Annotated in this window: 19 protein-coding genes, 1 riboswitch and 1 other annotated feature; of the genes, 16 read left to right on the top strand and 3 right to left on the bottom strand. The window is 35.1% G+C overall.

Annotation, left to right across the window (positions count from 1 at the left end):
• The first annotated feature begins 62 nt into the window (after nt 1-62).
• The 6 genes from ACSG5Z_RS25965 (at nt 63) to ACSG5Z_RS25940 (ending at nt 6,812) form a co-directional block, all read left to right on the top strand.
• Complete coding sequence (locus ACSG5Z_RS25965) at nt 63-1,802, top strand: methyl-accepting chemotaxis protein (protein ID WP_147787219.1); 1,740 nt, start codon at nt 63-65, stop codon at nt 1,800-1,802.
• A gap of 61 nt (nt 1,803-1,863) precedes the next feature.
• Nucleotides 1,864-1,965: riboswitch (TPP riboswitch) on the top strand.
• A gap of 100 nt (nt 1,966-2,065) precedes the next feature.
• Nucleotides 2,066-2,386 carry an MTH1187 family thiamine-binding protein gene (locus ACSG5Z_RS25960; RefSeq protein WP_000082897.1) on the top strand — a complete coding sequence of 107 codons (321 nt, stop codon included), beginning with the start codon at nt 2,066-2,068 and terminating at the stop codon, nt 2,384-2,386.
• Nucleotides 2,358-3,131 carry an ABC transporter permease gene (locus tag ACSG5Z_RS25955; RefSeq protein WP_001057159.1) on the top strand — a complete coding sequence of 258 codons (774 nt, stop codon included), beginning with the start codon at nt 2,358-2,360 and terminating at the stop codon, nt 3,129-3,131. Before ACSG5Z_RS25960 ends, ACSG5Z_RS25955 begins: the two co-directional genes overlap by 29 nt.
• Nucleotides 3,128-4,126, top strand: coding sequence for an ABC transporter substrate-binding protein (locus tag ACSG5Z_RS25950; RefSeq protein ID WP_435712507.1), 999 nt, complete (start codon nt 3,128-3,130; stop codon nt 4,124-4,126). The genes ACSG5Z_RS25955 and ACSG5Z_RS25950 overlap by 4 nt, the downstream gene beginning before the upstream one ends.
• Nucleotides 4,123-4,872: an ABC transporter ATP-binding protein gene (locus ACSG5Z_RS25945; RefSeq protein WP_435712506.1), complete on the top strand. Its 750-nt coding sequence runs from the start codon at nt 4,123-4,125 to the stop codon at nt 4,870-4,872. The genes ACSG5Z_RS25950 and ACSG5Z_RS25945 overlap by 4 nt, the downstream gene beginning before the upstream one ends.
• A gap of 395 nt (nt 4,873-5,267) precedes the next feature.
• Complete coding sequence (locus ACSG5Z_RS25940; RefSeq protein WP_435712505.1) at nt 5,268-6,812, top strand: ABC-F family ATP-binding cassette domain-containing protein; 1,545 nt, start codon at nt 5,268-5,270, stop codon at nt 6,810-6,812.
• Nucleotides 6,813-7,258: 446 nt separating this feature from the next.
• On the opposite strand, the gene ACSG5Z_RS25935 is transcribed toward ACSG5Z_RS25940, so the two are convergent.
• Nucleotides 7,259-9,283, bottom strand: a complete 2,025-nt coding sequence (locus ACSG5Z_RS25935) for a glycosyl hydrolase family 18 protein (protein ID WP_435712504.1) — start codon at nt 9,281-9,283, stop codon at nt 7,259-7,261.
• Nucleotides 9,284-9,704: 421 nt separating this feature from the next.
• On the opposite strand from ACSG5Z_RS25935, the gene ACSG5Z_RS25930 reads away from it, so the two are divergent.
• The 8 genes from ACSG5Z_RS25930 to ACSG5Z_RS25895 all read left to right on the top strand — a co-directional run bounded on the left by ACSG5Z_RS25930 (nt 9,705) and on the right by ACSG5Z_RS25895 (nt 13,609).
• Nucleotides 9,705-10,076 carry a DnaJ family domain-containing protein gene (locus ACSG5Z_RS25930; RefSeq protein WP_435712503.1) on the top strand — a complete coding sequence of 124 codons (372 nt, stop codon included), beginning with the start codon at nt 9,705-9,707 and terminating at the stop codon, nt 10,074-10,076.
• 10 nt (nt 10,077-10,086) lie between these two features.
• The gene (locus ACSG5Z_RS25925) at nt 10,087-10,401 is read left to right on the top strand and encodes a thioredoxin family protein (RefSeq protein ID WP_435712502.1); all 315 of its coding nucleotides are present in this window, start codon (nt 10,087-10,089) and stop codon (nt 10,399-10,401) included.
• Nucleotides 10,402-10,414: 13 nt separating this feature from the next.
• Complete coding sequence (locus ACSG5Z_RS25920; RefSeq protein WP_060486913.1) at nt 10,415-10,666, top strand: hypothetical protein; 252 nt, start codon at nt 10,415-10,417, stop codon at nt 10,664-10,666.
• A 125-nt stretch (nt 10,667-10,791) separates the two neighbouring features.
• The gene (locus tag ACSG5Z_RS25915) at nt 10,792-10,935 is read left to right on the top strand and encodes a hypothetical protein (protein WP_000817984.1); all 144 of its coding nucleotides are present in this window, start codon (nt 10,792-10,794) and stop codon (nt 10,933-10,935) included.
• An 80-nt stretch (nt 10,936-11,015) separates the two neighbouring features.
• A complete protein-coding gene (locus tag ACSG5Z_RS25910; protein ID WP_048541915.1) occupies nt 11,016-11,597 on the top strand; it encodes a TetR/AcrR family transcriptional regulator in 582 nt (193 codons plus the stop codon).
• 66 nt (nt 11,598-11,663) lie between these two features.
• Nucleotides 11,664-12,896 carry an MFS transporter gene (locus ACSG5Z_RS25905; RefSeq protein WP_435712501.1) on the top strand — a complete coding sequence of 411 codons (1,233 nt, stop codon included), beginning with the start codon at nt 11,664-11,666 and terminating at the stop codon, nt 12,894-12,896.
• Nucleotides 12,897-12,952: 56 nt separating this feature from the next.
• Nucleotides 12,953-13,204: a helix-turn-helix transcriptional regulator gene (locus ACSG5Z_RS25900; protein ID WP_074651450.1), complete on the top strand. Its 252-nt coding sequence runs from the start codon at nt 12,953-12,955 to the stop codon at nt 13,202-13,204.
• 12 nt (nt 13,205-13,216) lie between these two features.
• Nucleotides 13,217-13,609 carry a hypothetical protein gene (locus ACSG5Z_RS25895; RefSeq protein WP_000514014.1) on the top strand — a complete coding sequence of 131 codons (393 nt, stop codon included), beginning with the start codon at nt 13,217-13,219 and terminating at the stop codon, nt 13,607-13,609.
• A gap of 44 nt (nt 13,610-13,653) precedes the next feature.
• Here ACSG5Z_RS25895 and ACSG5Z_RS25890 read toward each other — a convergent pair whose 3' ends face one another.
• Nucleotides 13,654-14,937, bottom strand: a complete 1,284-nt coding sequence (locus ACSG5Z_RS25890; RefSeq protein WP_087982308.1) for an MFS transporter — start codon at nt 14,935-14,937, stop codon at nt 13,654-13,656.
• Nucleotides 14,938-15,044: 107 nt separating this feature from the next.
• Nucleotides 15,045-16,358, bottom strand: coding sequence for an alkaline phosphatase family protein (locus tag ACSG5Z_RS25885; protein ID WP_087982310.1), 1,314 nt, complete (start codon nt 16,356-16,358; stop codon nt 15,045-15,047).
• A gap of 154 nt (nt 16,359-16,512) precedes the next feature.
• Between ACSG5Z_RS25885 and ACSG5Z_RS25880 the strand changes: the two genes are divergently transcribed.
• On the top strand, nt 16,513-16,806 hold the full coding sequence (locus ACSG5Z_RS25880; RefSeq protein ID WP_060486918.1) for a YesK-like family protein: 294 nt from the start codon (nt 16,513-16,515) through the stop codon (nt 16,804-16,806).
• Between the two features lie 93 nt (nt 16,807-16,899).
• Nucleotides 16,900-17,106 (top strand) — a binding site (T-box leader).
• A 46-nt stretch (nt 17,107-17,152) separates the two neighbouring features.
• Nucleotides 17,153-18,583 (top strand): proline--tRNA ligase, encoded by a 1,431-nt coding sequence (gene proS, locus ACSG5Z_RS25875; RefSeq protein WP_088061622.1) that lies wholly within the window; start codon nt 17,153-17,155, stop codon nt 18,581-18,583.
• The last annotated feature ends 73 nt before the right edge of the window (nt 18,584-18,656 follow it).

The following is an 18,656-nucleotide window of genomic DNA, read 5'->3' as shown; positions in this document are numbered from 1 at the left end:
TAATAAAGTGTATATTTTAATAGCGTTACTTTATAGTAAGTTAATTAAGAAAGGTGATGTTAATGAGAAGATATTGGCATAAGCTATCATTTCTTCAAAAAAATGTATTGTTAACTGTGTTAGTTATTTTGACGCTTGTCGGTACTATGGGAGCGTTAAGTTTTAACATGTTTCAAAATAGCATGATGTCTATATTTGAAAGGCATTCTTTTGAAACAGGAGATACGGTATTACATAAATTAGACGCAGAAATATTGAGAGATGTTGCAAAAGACCCAACGGCAGAAAGAGAAAAGAGAGAGAAGTTAACAGAGAAATTAGATGAATCAACGGAAGAATTGAACAGTGTTGGACAAACCTATATTGTTGGAGCGAAAAAAAATGAAAAAGGTGAGCTACAAATCATTGATTTATCTACAGGTTTAGCAAATGTTGTTGAAGTAAGGCCGGGAGAATATTATAAACAACCAGACCTTTGGATGAAAGCATATGATAAAGTAATGAGCACAAAAAAAGCAAACATGACAGAAGTATATGAAGACGCATTAGGAACATGGGTAACGATATTAGAGCCAATTAAGGATGGAGAAGGTAACATTGTGGCACTTGTTGCAGCTGATGTAGATGCTTCTATTGTTCCTAGTACAAAAGAAAAGTTTATTATACAAGGTTTAATGTTTATTTGTATTTCTGTTTTAATTGCAACTTTTATTCAATTCTTAATTGTGCGTAACGCACTTGCTCCATTGCGGGATTTACGTGAAGGATTGCGCAGAGTCGGTGAAGGTGATTTAAGTATTAAATTAGAGGAAAGACCAGATGATATTGGTATTATTAATGCGTATTTTAATAATACCATTGAGAAGTTTAAAGGAATTATAGATAAAGTGAAGCAGACAGCAGAACAGGTTTCCTCATCTTCGCAAGAATTGTCAGTGAGTACGAAAGAGAATAGCATGGCAGTCCAAGGAATCGTAAGTTCTATAGTTGAGTTAAGGGCTGGCGTTCAATCACAAGAAACTTCAGTACCAAAGTATTTAGGTATTGTATATGAAATGGAAGATAGGATGGAAGAGATAACTAATATTGCAAAACAAATGGCGAAAGAGTCTGAAGGTACGACGCATCATTCAGTAAAAGGAAATGGTGTTATTGAACAGACGATTAATCAAATGAACATAATACAAAATGCAGTACAAGATTTATCTTCTATCATTCATTCTTTGGAAACAAGATCAAAAGAAATTAGTGATATTGTAAATGTAATTACAGGTATTTCAAATCAAACGAATTCGCTAGCTTTAAATGCTTCTATTAAAGCTTCACGTGCTGAGGCAACCGGAAAGGGATTTGCCGTTGTTGCTGATGAAGTGCGTAAATTAGCAGAGCAGACGGAAGCATCAGCAAAAGATATAGCGAAATTAATAGGGGAAACACAAGTTGAAACGGAAGAAGCTGTTGTTTCAATACAAAAAGCTTCAAAAGAAGTAGAATCCGGAATTAAACTTTTTCAAAGTAGTGGTGCTTTCTTTGAAAAAATTTCAAAATCAGCACAATCTGTTACAAATCAAGTTAGAGTTGTTTCTAGCAATTCAAGTGATATATTGCAAAATAGCCAAAATATTGTTCGTGTTGTAAATGAACTATCACTTATTGCAAATAAGTATGCAAATAGTAGTAATAATATTGAAGAAAGTATGAAAGAACAGGAAATGTCTGTACAAGATATTGCTGAATTAGCTAGTTCTTTAAGCTGGCTTTCACAGGAGTTACAAGAGTTAATAGGGGAATTCAAAAGTTAAATGAAATGATTATACGTGCTTTTGTTTGTTCAATAAAATAAATCATGCTACAATGAAAACGAATTAAGGACCGGGGAGCCAATTGGCTGAGAGGATGTAAACAAACATCGACCCTCAACCTGATCTGGATAATGCCAGCGTAGGGAGTTACTTAAAGTGATGTAGCATATGTTATTCTATAATAACTTGCATACAAGGCTTTCCTACGCAGTAGGAAAGCCTTTTCTTGTTTTAATATTTCATTTTATAAGGGGGATTTTACTATGTCACAACAAGTTACAATTTCATTTTCAGTAGTACCACAAGCGAAGAACAAAGATGTGTATTCTGTTGTTGATAAAGCAATTGAAGTTGTACAACAATCGGGAGTTCGTTATGAAGTAGGGGCAATGGAAACAACGCTGGAAGGAGAATTAGATGTACTTCTTGATATCATTAAACGTGCGCAACAAGCTTGTGTGGATGCTGGAGCAGAAGAAGTGATTACTTCTATTAAAATCCATTATCGTCCAAGCACTGGTGTAACGATAGATGAAAAGGTTTGGAAGTACCGTGATGAATATGCAAAACCAGAAGCAATCTAAAATAATTACAACAATTTGGCTTATCCTTCTCATAGCGATATGGGAAGGATCTGTTTCATTATTTAAAATTGAGCCGTGGATTTTACCGAAGCCTTCTGCCATTGTTCAAGAATTAATTGGAATGAAAGATTTACTATTACCGAATACGATGCAAACGTTACAAGAGGTTCTAATCGGACTGTTTTTTGCGATTTTAATTGGGACAAGTATTGCAATTATTATGGATGTTATCCCTTTATTTCGTATTTTAATAAATCCGTTGCTTGTTATTTCGCAAACGATTCCAATCGTTGTACTTGCACCGTTATTTATTATTTGGTTTGGATATGGAATGCTACCGAAAGTAATGGTAGTAATACTCGTTTGTTTCTTCCCGATTGCGCTCAGCATTTTAGAAGGTTTTCAAACGGTAGATAAAAATATGTTGAAGTTGTTGCAAACGATGAAGGCAACGAAATGGCAAGTTTACCAGAAAGTAAAGTTTCCAGCAGTGCTGCCATACTTTTTCTCAGGTTTAAAAATTGCAGTTACATATAGCGTAATGGGAGCAATTATTGGGGAATGGCTCGGTGCAAGCGAAGGGTTAGGAGTTATGCTTACAAGAGCTACAAAATCCTTTCTAACAGCCCGAGTATTTGGTGTGGCGGCAATTATTGTTATGGTGACATTATGTCTGTATTTTATCGTGGAGTTTATGGCAAGAATAACAGCACCATGGATATATAGAAAGGACGGCAGAAAATGAAAAAAGGTTTAAAAGTTATGTTGGCTGCCTTATTAGCAGTAGGTGTAGCTGGATGTAATCCGGCGAAGAAAGAAGAAAGTGCAAGTAAAGATCAAAAAGTAAAAGTAGTATTAGATTGGTTTCCGAATACGAATCATACTGGCCTATATGTAGCGCAAGCGAAAGATTATTATAAAAAGCAAGGATTAGATGTAGAAATTATTCAGCCAGGTGATAATGTGACAGCGGAGCAAATGATAGCTTCCGGAAAAGCTGACTTCGCAATAAGCGCACAAGAAAATGTAACGTTGGCTCGTGTGGAAGGTATTCCTGTTGTATCTATAGGAGCAATCATTCAACATAACACTTCAGCTTTTGCATCACTTAAAAAAGATAATATGACGTCACCAAAAGATTTTGAAGGTAAACGTTACGGCGGCTGGGGAGGACCAGCAGAAGAAGCAACGTTGAAGACAATCATGGAGAAGCATCAAGCTGATTTTAATAAAGTTGAAAAAATCATCTTAGGACAAACAGATTTCTTTAAATCAATCGGTCGTGATGCAGACTTTGAATGGATATATTACGGATGGGATGGAATTGAAGCGAAGCGCCAAGGAAAAGAGTTAAATACGATTATGGTGAAAGACTTAGACCCAGCGCTTGATTTCTATAGTCCTGTTATTATTACGAGTGAAAAACATACGAAGCAAGATAAAGACTTTGTGAAAAAGTTTATGAGTGCAACGACAGAAGGTTATAATTTTGCAATTAAAGACCCGAAAGAAGCTGCTGATATTTTAATTAAAGCAGTTCCAGATGTGAATAAAGAATTAGTACAAGAAAGTCAAAAATGGTTAAGTACGAAATATCAAGATGATGCAAAAACGTGGGGAGTACAGAAGGAAGAAGTTTGGACGAATTACATGAATTTCTTATATGATAACAAAGTTATTAAGAAAAAAATTGATGTGAAAGATGCCTTTACAAATGAGTTCCTTCCAAGTGAAAAATGAGTGGATTACAAATAAAAGAGATTGTAAAAGCTTTTGATGGAAAGAATGTATTAGCAAATATTAGTGCTTCTATACGAGAGGGAGAGTTCGTTTCCTTTGTAGGGCCGAGTGGTTGCGGGAAAAGCACATTATTAAATATGATTGCAAATGTTGAAAAACCAACAAGTGGAAATGTAACGTATAAGGATACGCACGTACAAGAGCAAGATGTTGTAAGTTATATGCCGCAGCAGGATTTATTACTACCTTGGCGATCAGCTTTGCAAAATATAGTTCTTCCATTGGAAATCGAAAGGAAACCGAAAAAACAAAGGCTGACAGAGGGAATGGAAGCATTAAAGCAATTTGAACTAGATGAATATGCAGACCATTATCCAGATGAATTGTCTGGTGGTATGCGTCAAAGAATTAGTTTTTTGCGCACATATTTATGTGAAAAGCCAATTATGCTACTTGATGAGCCTTTTGGAAAATTAGATGCCTTTACAAAAATGGAAGTACATAGCTGGCTTTTAAACTCTTGGCACCAAGAGAAGCAAACAATCGTTATGGTTACACATGACTTAGATGAGGCAATCTTACTTTCGGATCGCGTATTTATTTTATCTCAAAGACCAGCATCAATAGTTGGAGAGGTACAAGTGAAATTACCTAGACCAAGAACGATGGATATGTTAACATCACTTGAGTTAAAGAAGGATAAGGAAGAAATTCTGAGAGTATTAGCTCCTTATATGAAAAAATAGAAAAAGCTCTTACCAGATTTAAATATAATTGCTGGTAAGAGCTTTTTTTTATAGAACATGAAAAGAATGAGAAGGAACAAAAGAAAAAATAGAGAATAGAATATAACAGAGTAGTTTATACTCTTAATATAACAAATGTTAAAGGAGTGAAAGGATAAAATGACTTTATCAACTGTTCTTCAAATGGTTTTAGCTTGATACGGGAGAAGTCTGCCCATTTTTAACGATTAAGCTAAATTGAAGACAGCAGGTAAAGAACCTTAATCCTTTTTTACGATAATATGTAATGGGTAAGGTGTATTCACCTTACCCATTTTTTATATGCACAATTAAATAAGGCTTTTTACTGTTGCTCTCTATTTAGCTTATGAACCATAAGTAGAGGAGAGAAAAAAATGAGTATATTAACAGTAGAAAATTTAAGTCATTCATATGGTGAGAAAACCATTTTATATAATGCGTGTTTTCGACTATTAAAGGGCGAGCATGTTGGGTTAGTTGGGAAAAATGGAATTGGAAAATCAACCTTGTTAAGGATTTTAACAGGAGAACTTATACATGATGACGGAAACATTGAATGGTTTCCACATGTGAAGATAGGTTTTTTACAGCAGCATATGGATTTACAAGAGGGGATAACAATTGAAGGGTACTTACAAAGTGCATTTTCTAATTTGTATGCGATTGAATGTGAAATGTTAAAAATTACAGAAGAGATGGCTGGAGCAGGAGAAGTAGAAAAGTTGTTAGTAAAGTATGGAGAATTACAAACTATATTGGAAAGCTCTAATTTCTATCAAATTCATACAGAAATTGAAGAAGTAGCAATCGGTTTAGGTTTATTTGAAATAGGGTTGAAAAAGGATGTTTCAAAGTTAAGTGGAGGACAGCGAACAAAGTTATTACTTGGGAAGCTCCTTTTAGAAAAAGCTGATGTTTTATTGCTAGATGAGCCAACAAATTATTTAGATACAGCCCATATAGAATGGTTGCAATCGTATTTGAGACTGTATGAAAAAGCTTACGTGATCATTTCACATGACGAAGTATTTTTGAACAGTATTACGAATGTTATTTATCATCTAGAAGAACGGAAAGTGAAGCGGTACGTAGGAAATTATGAAAAATTTGTGCAAAGTTATCAATTGCAAAGGAAACAATTACAATCGGCGCATGCGAAACAGCAAAAAGAAATTGCTCAGTTAGAAACATTTATTCAAAAAAATAAAATTCGAAAAGCGAAACAGGCTAAAAGTCGAGAGAAAGTATTGGAGAAAATGCAAAGGATTGAAAAGGTTAATCATGTACCTCGATCCCGTTTTGATTTCAAAGTTTATGAGGAGCCAGTTAGTCGCATATTACAGGCTGAAAAACTAAGGATAGGATATAGTTCTCCGTTATGTCCAGAATTGAATTTGCAAGTAAAAAAAGGAGAAAAGATAGCGATTGTTGGTCATAATGGGATTGGAAAAACGACAATGTTAAAAACGTTATTAGGTCAAATAAAGCCGCTAAGCGGTTCAATTTCTATTGGAGAACGAGTAAATCCTGCTTATTTTGCGCAGGAAGAGTTTGCTTCAGAAACAACACCATTAGAAAAAGTTTGGGCAGAACGACCAGATATGACAAAGAAAGAAGTACGCCAAGCATTAGCAAAGTGTGGATTGAAAGAAGAACATGTATTAAAACCTATTCGTTTATTAAGCGGCGGGGAACAAACGAAAGTACGTTTATGTGAACTTATCGTAACGAAAAGCAATGTTTTAATTTTAGATGAACCGACTAATCATTTGGATATAGAAACAAAGAAGTCTTTGCAGGAAGCGTTACAACAATATAAAGGAACAGTTTTACTTGTCTCACATGAGCCTTCCTTCTATAAAGCATGGATAACAAAAGTATGGAATATAGAAGAATGGGATGCTGAACGATATGAATAAAGAAAAGGCATTAGCTTGTATAAGCTAATGCCTTTTCTTTGTGATTAACATGATTTTCGAGAACTCTTACATGAGAATTGTATGAAGAAGCACTCTTATGGTGCGCTTATAAGCGTGCTTTTTCTTATGTTATGTTTATATTTAGATGCCTTTCCCTAATAGGCGACTATCTTTCTTTGTATATATAGATAGTTTGAAATGGAATGAAAATAATTCCTATATGTAAAGGATAATGTGATTAGTATGGGAAGACAATAGAACTTAAAGGAAATTCATGTAAAATTCAGATGAACTTCACACGAACTTCATATTAGAAACCAAATATAATTATAATAGGTTATTGTAATTATATTTGGTGATTTTTCATAAAATTAAAAGTTTGAATTTAGGATAGAGCACTCAAACCTAAATTCAAACTTTAGTGAAATAATTAATGGAGGTTACGCTTAGTTTTCGCTAATGGATGCATTTACAAGTTCGGCGGGAGTGCCTGTTCCTGCCCCTCCGATTGTAACGGATCCACCAGGAGGAATTTCACCATTCCATCCTGCATTCGTAATTACGTAATGATTATTTATTTTACTACTAATTTTAGAATCCCAAACTTGTGTTAAATTGCCGTTATAATCAAATTCTAATTTCCAGTTTTTAATAGGGGTCGTTCCACTATTTTTAATTACAATCGAGAAGTTGTAACCACTTCCCCAATTTGAAGTGACTGAAAAGGTAGCATTACCATTTCCACCAGGGGGTGTTGTATCAGTATCATCTGTTTTTACAATGATAGAAGTAGGCTGTGATTTATTCCCGGCAGCATCTTTTGCTATTATTGAAAATGTGTATTCGGTATTAGATTTTAAGTTTTTGATTGTAATGCTATTTGTTGTTGTACTCCATTTCTCTTCTCCGGCAGTAATTTCATATTCCGTAACTCCTACGTTATCAGTAGATGCAGTCCAGTTTAATTGAACGGAGTTTGAATTTTTATTTGTAACAGCAATATTTTTTACGTTTGTTGGGGGCTCAGTATCTTTTTGAGTAATAGGTCCACCAAGTAATTCTTTTACTAACGTATCAAGCAATTTTGGTCCACTGCAACTATATTTTGGACTTGTACGGCAATCCCCGCTTAGTTCCCAAAACATTGCGCCACTTAGACCCTTTGTCTTTATATAGTCTGTTTTATATTTCATAGATTCGTTGTCATCATAGCTAATAAACGTGCCTGTAGTCGCATTATATAAATAAGGTACTTTCGCTACATCGTTCCAGTGGCGAACAAAACCATTTTTATTAACATAATTAGCTGCTAAATCACCATAATCGTAGACACCTGTGTCACCGGTAGAATAATCATCCCAAGTACCTTTAGAAGCGAGCTTTCCGTCACTACCTGGTTTACAAGGTTGGTATTGCCCATTATTTTCTTTTCCGCAACTTTTCCATCCACGTCCGTAAAAAGGTACACCTAATACGAGTTTATCCGCTGGAACCCCTTCATTTGTATAAATGTCTATCGCACCATCTACATAAAATTTTGTATCCGCTGCTGGGTCATTTGGATCTTTGTATAGTGCTGCATTATGGTTAGAAGTAGCTTCCCATCCACCGTGGAAATCATATGTCATAATATTAATCCAATCAAGTATTTGAGAGATCTTCTTTAGCTCTGTATGATCCGCATAACGTTGGCTTGCACCTGATGCGATTGTTAGTAAATATTGTTTCCCATCTTCTGCAGTAGCTTTCGTTAATGCATTTCGAACATCTTGAAGGAGTAGGGTGAAGTTTTGCTTATCTTCAGGACGATAACTACCACCAGGAATCGTTTCAACGCCCGGATATTCCCAATCTAAATCAACGCCGTCAAATCCATATTCACGAAGAAAAGCTACTGTAGATTCAGCGAATACTTTTCTTGTTTTTTCATCAGCGGCCATATCAGAAAAGCGGTTAGACCAAGTCCAGCCACCAACTGAAATTATTGTTTTTAAGTGAGGATACTTAGCTTTTAATTGTTTCAGTTCTCCGAAATTTCCACAACGGGCGTATTTATCACAATCTTCCCAAGTTGTACCTGATCCCGGATAAGATTTTGTGACATCAGCCCAGGGTTCACCGAGTACGAGAGTGCCATTAGGAACCTCTTTATTTTGCAGTGGTACTCCAGACTCTTTACAGTTCCACGTTTGTTTATTTGGATTATCGGGGTGAGTAGAAGGGTTTCCATGTTTTCCATTCCAGCAAATATCAGCGAAAGCATAGTTTAAATGAGTTAGCTTTGATGCATCAATGTCTGCAACTTGATAATTACGTCCGTAAATGCCCCATGAAGGAAAATACCCAACAATTTTTTGACCTTGCTTTGGTGAATCTGCTAATGCAACATTTGGAGTAATAAAGTTTGTGAGAAAAAGAGGTAAGAAGAGTAGTAGGGATAGTAATAGCAGTGTGAATTTTTTAGAGCTCATAGTCATTTCTCCTTTCAAAATAAAAGATATATTTAAAGGCATGCGCCAATAAACCAAAGTGAATCTAGACGTATGAAACGTCTAGATAAAGTGAAACTTTAATCAGTGGGGGTCTTACTGCCCATTAAAGCGGGATAAAAATGATAAGACATCACGAAGTCTATACAAGGGAGCTGGGGGTGATTAAATCGTAGCAAATGTAAGATTTAGTGTAAACGCTTTATTTGATTCAAAAAGATTTTCTCAATATGAAATGGCTCTAATACAGACTACACATGGAAATAAAATATTGATTAGGGAGGAAAAGGCTTCTTGTAATTAAATTTGAGAAAAAATTGTATGAAGTCAATTTGTAATAGCGTAGCAAGATGAGAAAATATCATGTAAAATAATAGTAAAAATATGTAAAGGAGCGAATGGTGTGGATGTCTTTTTGAACATTGCTGAAGAAAAAATTCGACAAGCAATACGGAATGGAGACCTTGATCATATTCCGGGAAAAGGAAAACCACTACAATTAGAAGAACTTTCAATGGTACCTCCAGAACTTAGAATGAGTTATAAAATCTTAAAAAATGCGGGTATGATTCCACCAGAAATGGAACTACAAAAAGATATATTAAAAATAGAAGACTTAATTGCGTGCTGTTATGATGAAGCAGAGAGAAAAAAATTACAAGAAGAGTTAACGGCAAAAACGCTGCGTTTTCAGCAGGTAATGGAAAAGAGAAAGATTAAAGAGAGTTCAGCTTTTCGTATGTATCAGGATAAAGTATTTCGTAAATTACGCTAAGAGGGATAAGATGAATACATTTGAAACGATAGAAGAATTAGCGACACATATTGAAGAACAACAATTAGTACTGCTCTTTATTAAAACGGAAAATTGTGGTGTTTGTGATGTTATGCTAAGAAAAGTAAATGGTGTATTAGAGCATTATGATTACGTAGAGAAAGTGGAAATATTATTACAAGACATGCAAGAGATTGCGGGGCGTTATGCAGTGTTTACAGGGCCAACAGTTTTATTATTTTATAATGGAAAAGAGATCCTTCGTGAATCGCGCTTCATTTCACTTGAAAATTTAGAGAGAACCATTCAATTATTCGAAGATTAAGGGAGGCTTTTATATGGAATTTATTATTGTCATACTATTATTTGTTGTAGTTGGAACGATCGTAACGGCAGTTCGATCAAACAAAAAGAAGGTAAATCTTACGAAACAAAATAACATTCATAATTCATCTAACAGTTCGTCACCATTATTTTTCTTTGCTGGATCTGATAATGATAGCTCGCATGGAGGTTCACATGATTGTGGAGGATCTTTCGGTGGAGATAGCGGAGGTAGCTGCGATGGTGGCGGAGGTGGCGGTGATTGATGAAAATGCGCCTTATATAGGCGTATTTCTTTTTAAACAAACGTTTGATTAGTTGGCTTACATATGCATAAAAACAGTTAAACAAACGTTTGATTAATATTTTTAACGTACTAAGGGGAATAGAAATGAAAAGGGAACCGAAAGTGAAAAATAAGGGGAAAGTAGTGTTATTTTTATTAGCTGCGGGAGGCGTATTTCTTGTTAAATTAGGATTTAAAATTGGAATAATACATATGATTCGAACGTGGTTTGAAAGTACGTTTTCTTAAATAAGGAATATAGCCTCTTGTAATAGAGGTTTTTAATTTGTTATTATTAGACTGAACGGTCGGTTTAAAGAGGTGTAAATATGAGAAGAAGTGCAGAAGAGATAAAGAAAGAAATTGCATATAAAGCAGAAAGTCTGTTTTCACAGAAGGGTTATGCAGCTACATCTATGGAAGAGATTTGTGAAATTACAAAGCGAAGTAAAGGAAGCATTTATTATCACTTTAAAAGTAAAGAAGAATTATTTTTATTTGTAGTGAAACAGCATACGTATGATTGGCTTGAAAAATGGAATGAAAAAGAGAAGTTGTATAGTACAAATACTGAAAAACTATATGGTCTCGCGGAATATCATGTCGAGGACATACAGCAACCCATTTCAAATGCAATAGAGGAATTCTCTATGAGCCAAGTTGTAAGTAAAGAGATTTTGGATGAACTATTGGCTTTAACTAGAGAATCATATGTTATGTTTGAGAAACTAATTGAAGCAGGTATACAGTCTGGAGAGTTTCGTGAAGATAGTACGCGTGACCTTATGTATATTGTGAATGGATTATTATCAGGGCTTGGAGTACTTTACTACGAGTTAGATTATAAAGAGCTGCAACGTATTTATAAAAAGGCGATAGATGTATTGTTAAAAGGAATGGCAGCTGAATAATAAGTCAGTTGCTTTTCTTACAAAACAAATTAGACCGAACGGTCGGTTTATGAAAGGGGAATGAAAATGAACGCTTTATTTAAAAACCGAGCATTTATGCTCGTTATGGCATCTGATATTTTACAACAATTTGCAATTTGGATCAGAAATATGGCTCTTTTGTATTTCATAATGGAGCGAACGAATAATGATCCAGTTTCAGTTTCGTTGTTATCGGTTATGGAATATGCACCTATTTTTATTTTCTCGTTTATCGGTGGGGCGCTAGCTGATCGCTGGAATCCGAAAAGAACGATGGTTGCTGGAGATGTATTAAGTGTACTGTCTATTGTAGGAATTGTCTTGTTGTTAAAGCTGGATTATTGGCAGGCTATATTTTTTGCAACACTCATTTCCGCGATCGTAGGCCAATTTTCTCAGCCATCATCTTCGCGTATATTTAAGCGCTACGTAAAAGAAGAGCAGGTAGCAAATGCGATTGCATTTAACCAAACATTACAGTCATTATTTATGATTTTTGGACCAGTGGTAGGATCACTTGTGTATACACAACTTGGTTTATTTACGTCACTATATAGCTTAATCATTTTATTTTTGTTATCTGCTATTGCTCTTTCGTTTTTACCAAAATGGGTGGAACAAGAGCAAGTGGCGAGAGATTCATTAAAAAATGATATAAAAGAAGGATGGAAATACGTTCTTCATACGAAAAATTTACGTATGATTACGATCACTTTCACCGTTATGGGCTTAACTGTTGGATTAACGAATCCATTAGAAGTGTTTCTTGTAATAGAGCGTCTTGGAATGGAAAAGGAAGCAGTTCAATATTTAGCCGCAGCTGATGGGATAGGTATGTTAATCGGTGGTATTGTTGCTGCAGTTTTCGCTTCAAAAGTGAACCCGAAAAAGATGTTTGTATTCGGTATGAGCATATTAGCAATTTCATTTTTAGTAGAAGGGCTATCTACATCATTTTGGATTACTAGTTTCATGAGGTTTGGAACAGGTATTTGTTTAGCTTGTGTTAATATCGTTGTCGGTACGCTTATGATTCAACTTGTACCAGAAAATATGATTGGAAGAGTAAATGGAACAATTTTACCACTGTTTATGGGGGCAATGTTAATCGGAACTTCACTAGCTGGAGGATTGAAGGAGATGACCTCACTAGTTACTGTATTTTGTATAGCAATGGCACTTATTTTATTTGCGATAGGGCCAGTTCTACGCATGCAAATAAATAAAGAAGATGTCGCTAATAAAGAGGAACTAACAAATTCGTTAGCTTCGAAATAATCATTGTAAGGGAGCAGGATTGCTCCCTTTTCTTGTGGCAATCTTTTGACAATGACATGCCCCAACTATATACTGATGATGTAAAAACGAGTTTACAGGTTAGGAGAAATGGTGTGAAAAATCAAATCTATGAATTACGCACTGAAAACAATATTTCACAAGGTGCATTGGCTGATAAGTGTAAAGTTTCTAGACAGACGATAAATGCAATTGAGAATAATAAATATGATCCAAGCTTAGCGTTAGCATTCCGTTTAGCTGAAGTATTAGGAACAACTGTTGATAAACTATTTTTGTACAAGTTGTAGGGGGAGTAGTTGTTGGGGAAAGAGAAAATAAGCCTTGTAGTTACGGCATTAGTAGCTATAAGTACGTTAGTGTTTGCACTTTATTATTGGTTAACTGAACTTCAAGTAAACTGGTATGCACTATTTATTTGTAGCATCGCATTACATTATATGTTTAAAAGTTTGGCATCGCATAATGTGGAAGGGACAACGGAGGAGAAAGAAGATGTAGAAAAACATGTATTAAAAATAAGTGCAAATGTTACGTATTATGTACTTGTTGTATTAATTTTTGGTTTGTTTTTCGCATCGGTAGGTTTTAATAAATGGATTGATTTTCATAACATACCGCTTTTGTTTGCGTTATGCGCTGCGATAGTTGTAAAGCCGGCTGTAGAATTTTTAATTGTAAGACGTTATCGCTAAAAATAAAGAAAAGATCCTCTTCTCATGAGAAGAGGATCTTTTTCTTATAGCGTTTTAGTTTTTGGACTAGGTGGTGTAACGGACGTATCATTTTCGGGAACTCTAGTTAGTAAGAATCCACCGATAACGAACAGTACAATAATACTAAGGACACCAGCGTTGGTTTTTCCTGTTAATTGCGTTGTAACACCGACTAATACTGGACCCATAATTGCCGCGAATTTACCAAAGATATTATAAAATCCGAAGAATTCATTTGCAGATTCTTTTGGTACTAGTTTTGCAAAATAGGACCGACTAAGTGCTTGAATACCACCTTGAGAAGTGGCAACTAACATTGCTAAAATCCAGAAATCGAGTGTCGTTTTTAAGAAATAAGCATATATGCAGATAATGATATAAATAATAATACCGACGTATAGCATTTTTTTACCTGTAAATGTTTCTGATAACTTTCCGTATAATAAGGCGAATGGACAAGCTACAATTTGTGTGGCAAATAAGATGATTAATAGATTCGTTGCACTAATACCGAGATCTGTTCCGTAAGCGGTAGACATAGTAATAATTGTATCGACCCCGTCAATGTAGAAGAAGTAAGCGATTAGGAACATAAATACAGTTTTATATTCTTTAATATTTTTAAAAGTATTAGCAAGGCGTTTGAAGCTCATTGCAATTGGTCTTGGATGACGTTCAATATAATGTGTTTGCTCTACATTTTTTAGCATTGGAATTGTAAATAATCCCCACCAAAGAGCTGTTATTGCGAACGAAATTTGACTAGCAATGCCGACTGATAAAGGGATAGTTCCTTTTTGAGCAAGAATAATAAGAGCGATACAACCGATAAAAGGAATTGTGCTTCCAATATAACCTAATGCAAAGCCTCTTGTAGAAATTCGGTCCATTCTATCTTTAGAGGTAACATCTACTAAAAATGCATCATAAAAAATGTTTGCTCCCGCAAAACCGACTAATGCGAGCATATAGCAGCCTAGTAATAAGTACCACTGAGATGTTGGGACGACTGCTAGCATACTTGTAAATACGATACCGAGTCCAAAGAAGAATGTGAAAAATCGTTTTTTAAATCCTTTATAATCAGCAACTGTGCCGAGAATAGGAGCAAGTATAGAAATTAAAAGTGTAGCGAAAGAGTTTGCATATCCCCAATATGCCGTTGAAGTTGCACCAGATAGTCCGGCTTCTTTTGCAGCTGCTTTAAAGTAAATTGGGAATAATGCAGTTGTAATGACGAGCGAATATACCGAGTTCGCCCAATCGTATAATATCCAGCTTTTTTCTTGTCTGGACATTTTTTTCATATAATGTTCCCCCTTAAATTGTTCTACTAACAGTGTACAAAAATAAAAATTATAAAAAGAGAAACAGTGATGATTTTTACATAACTTTTACATATATACACAGTTCTTTACAATTGAAGTAAATCCTCTACAATTGATCCGTCTGTTTCACCTAAGTGTAAACCGAGTAGTCTAGCGATAGTTGGACCTTCATCAATAAGTCTCATGTACGGAATGGTAACGCCGCTTTTTATCCCTTTCCCAGCAGCGATAAAAATTGTTTCATAGTTAGGTTTTGTTGGAGAGTATCCATGCGTACCAAATGTATATTTTTTACTGGGCGTAACATCTTTTTCAGTAATTTCTTTTATAAAATCGCCTGTATAGTTTTCAGTGAAATAATATCCTTCTTGTGCTTCCAACATAAATAAACAATTACCATCTGCACCGCAGTCTTTTGCAGCTTCATCATGAAGCATAAATTCAATACCGTTTTGTTTATTTTGAAGTAACTCTTCAAGTAGTAGTTGTACTTTTCGAATTGTATCCGTATCATTTTTGTCTTTCACATATACATAGGCAGAGCCGTCGCAACTTTGGCAATAGACCTTCCAGTCTACTAATTTTCCTTTTGAATTTATAGATATAAGCCCATTTTGATGAAATAGTACATTTAATTGAATGGCTTTGTTTTCACTTAAAGCGCTATGATCACCGAGAGCGATAATTGTACTTTCTTCGTATAGGTCACTGTCTTTTAAAGCTTGAATAATTTTTCCTAGCCGTTCATCATGTCTATGGATAGCAGCTATTGTTTCGTTAGATTCAAAGCCGTGATAGTGTCTTTGAGTGTCTAAATCGGTGAAATGTATAAACATGACATTAGGCTTCTTCGTCTGGATTGTATGCACAGCAGATGCAAGTACGAAATCATCGAGTTCAGGCTGTGATAAGCCATTTCTTATATGACCAAAACGCTGATTCAAATCTAATTGATATAGTGGGCTACCGCTAAATAATGAAACTAAGATTTGATTTTGCCACGGTCTATTTGGAAAAATTTCAGGTAAATTGTAATCAATATTTGCTCTGCCGGTAACAGGCCATAGAAGGGCAGCTGTCGTTAAATTTGCTTTATGTGCTTCATCGTATAACGTTGTTCCTTTAATGGATTTTCGGTACCAATGCCAATCTGGTGACTCGCGTCCAGGTTGAAGTAACGTATTGCTAACTACGCCATGTTTATTAGGGTAGTTTCCAGTAACGATTGTTGAGTGACTTGGATATGTTACAGAAGGATAAATAGGTTCCACTTTTCTCGCCATCGCGCCCTTGTTTATTAATGTTTGAAAATTAGGGAGTTTTTGTAATATAGGAAAATCTAAAGCTGATAAGCAATCGAAAGATAAAATAATGACGTGATTTGTTAATGCTTTATCCATAAAGTTCCCTCCTGATTATATAAAACCTATTCTTATATATTACTATTAATACCTAGTAATAAAAATATATTTCTAGGTAAAAATTTATTATTTATTTTCAGAAAAATTAAACATATAATTAAGTATAAGGGAATGAATGGAAGGAGGGAATACTATGGATTGGCTAGATGGATTTAGTATCTTTTACATCATTGGCGGAATTACGATTATCCTTGTATTTACTATTTCGTATTTACTAAAGAAACGGTTTCCAAACAAACAGTTCGATATTATATTTGCACTTAGTTTAATACTTCTTTGCTTAGCATCCTTTCCCGTTACAATGATGGTGATTGGTGGATGGGAAGGAATGGGATATGGATTTATTGGTTTCTTCGTTCTACTTGGTACACTTATCGGTATGATTGCACATCAACTGGTAAAAATCTCGCGAAAAAGCTACGTATAAAACTGCAGAAAATGAAAAGAATATATAAAAATGAGAAAATTAGCTATTGTTTAAAAAAAGAATTTGTATTATGATAATCAACAAATTTATTTCGTTATAACGATGAAAAAGGACTAGTACATGTTCAACCTTTTTAGCAGAGAGAGAATCCGCTAGGCTGAAAGATTCTTAAAAAGGCGATATGGAACCTACCTTTGCGTTCTGCATATGCAGCGGGAATTTCCCGTTATCAAAAAGAGAGCATGCACAATTTTTGTGCATGAATCAGGGTGGTAACGCCGGCAAAGCTCGGTCCCTATTTAGGGACACGGGCTTTTTTGTATTTTCAAAAGGAGGAAGATTGACTATGGCAAAAGAACAAGTACAAGCGATTACGAAGATGGAAGAGGATTTTGCACAGTGGTACACAGATATTGTAAAAAAAGCAGAACTTGTTGATTATTCAAGTGTAAAAGGATGTATGATTCTACGTCCGTACGGTTATGCCTTATGGGAAAATATGCAGAAAGTTATGGATGAAAAGTTAAAAGCAACTGGTCATGAAAATGTATATATGCCAATGTTTATCCCAGAGAGCTTATTGCAAAAAGAGAAGGATCATGTAGAAGGATTTGCTCCTGAAGTAGCATGGGTGACACATGGCGGGGATGAAAAATTAGCGGAGAGACTTTGTGTACGCCCTACATCTGAAACTTTATTCTGCGAGCATTTTTCAAAAATTGTGCAATCCTATAATGATTTGCCAAAGCTATATAATCAGTGGTGTTCAGTAGTTCGTTGGGAGAAAACAACGAGACCATTCCTTCGTACAACGGAATTCTTATGGCAAGAGGGCCATACAATTCATGAAACAGCAGAAGAATCGCAAGCTGAAACGTTACATATTTTAAATCTATATGCTTCTTTCTGTGAAGATTATTTAGCGATACCAGTAATTAAAGGGCAAAAAACAGAAAAAGAAAAGTTTGCAGGAGCAAAGGCAACTTATACGATCGAAAGTTTAATGCATGATGGGAAAGCACTTCAAACAGGAACATCCCATAACTTTGGAACGAATTTCTCTGAAGCATTTGATATTAAATTTTTAGATCGCAACGGTAAGTGGCAATATGTACACCAAACATCTTGGGGTGTATCAACAAGAATGATAGGTGGACTTATTATGGTTCATAGCGATAATAATGGTCTTGTAATGCCTCCTAAAGTTGCACCAGTGCAAGTTGTTATTGTACCAATTGCGCAGCATAAGGAAGGAGTTTTAGCGAAAGCAACAGAGTTACAAGAACATATTCAAAAGGTTGCACGAGTAAAAATAGATGCTAGTAATAAAACACCAGGCTGGAAATTTAATGAGTATGAAATGAAGGGTATTCCAATTCGATTAGAAGTTGGTCCTAAAGATATTGAAAAGAATCAAGTTGTACTTGTAAGAAGAGATACGAAAGAAAAAGAATTTATATCAATAGATCAATTAGAAGAGCGTATTCCAGCACTACTAGAGGAAATTCATAATTCTTTATTTAATAAGGCAAAAGTATTCCGCGATGAGAATACGTATAGTGTGACGAATTTCGAAGAGATGAAAAAAGTAGCTGATGAAAAGCAAGGATTTATTAAGGCAATGTGGTGCGGAGAATTGGCTTGTGAAGAGAAACTAAAAGAAGAAGTTGGAGTATCTTCTCGCTGTATGCCTTTTGAGCAAGAGCATTTAGCTGACGAATGTATTTGTTGTGGTAAAGAAGCTAAACAAATGGTGTATTGGGGAAAAGCGTATTAATGCTTTTTTGATAGATGATAAAAAGGACTTTGGGCTGCATAATAAAATGCAATCCAAAGTCCTTTTTAGTTTT

The organism is Bacillus pretiosus (assembly GCF_051294775.1).
Classification (GTDB): Bacteria; Bacillota; Bacilli; order Bacillales; family Bacillaceae_G; genus Bacillus_A; species Bacillus_A wiedmannii.
Note: the sequence above shows the minus strand (reverse complement) of the source record. Positions and strands in the feature narration are given on the sequence as shown.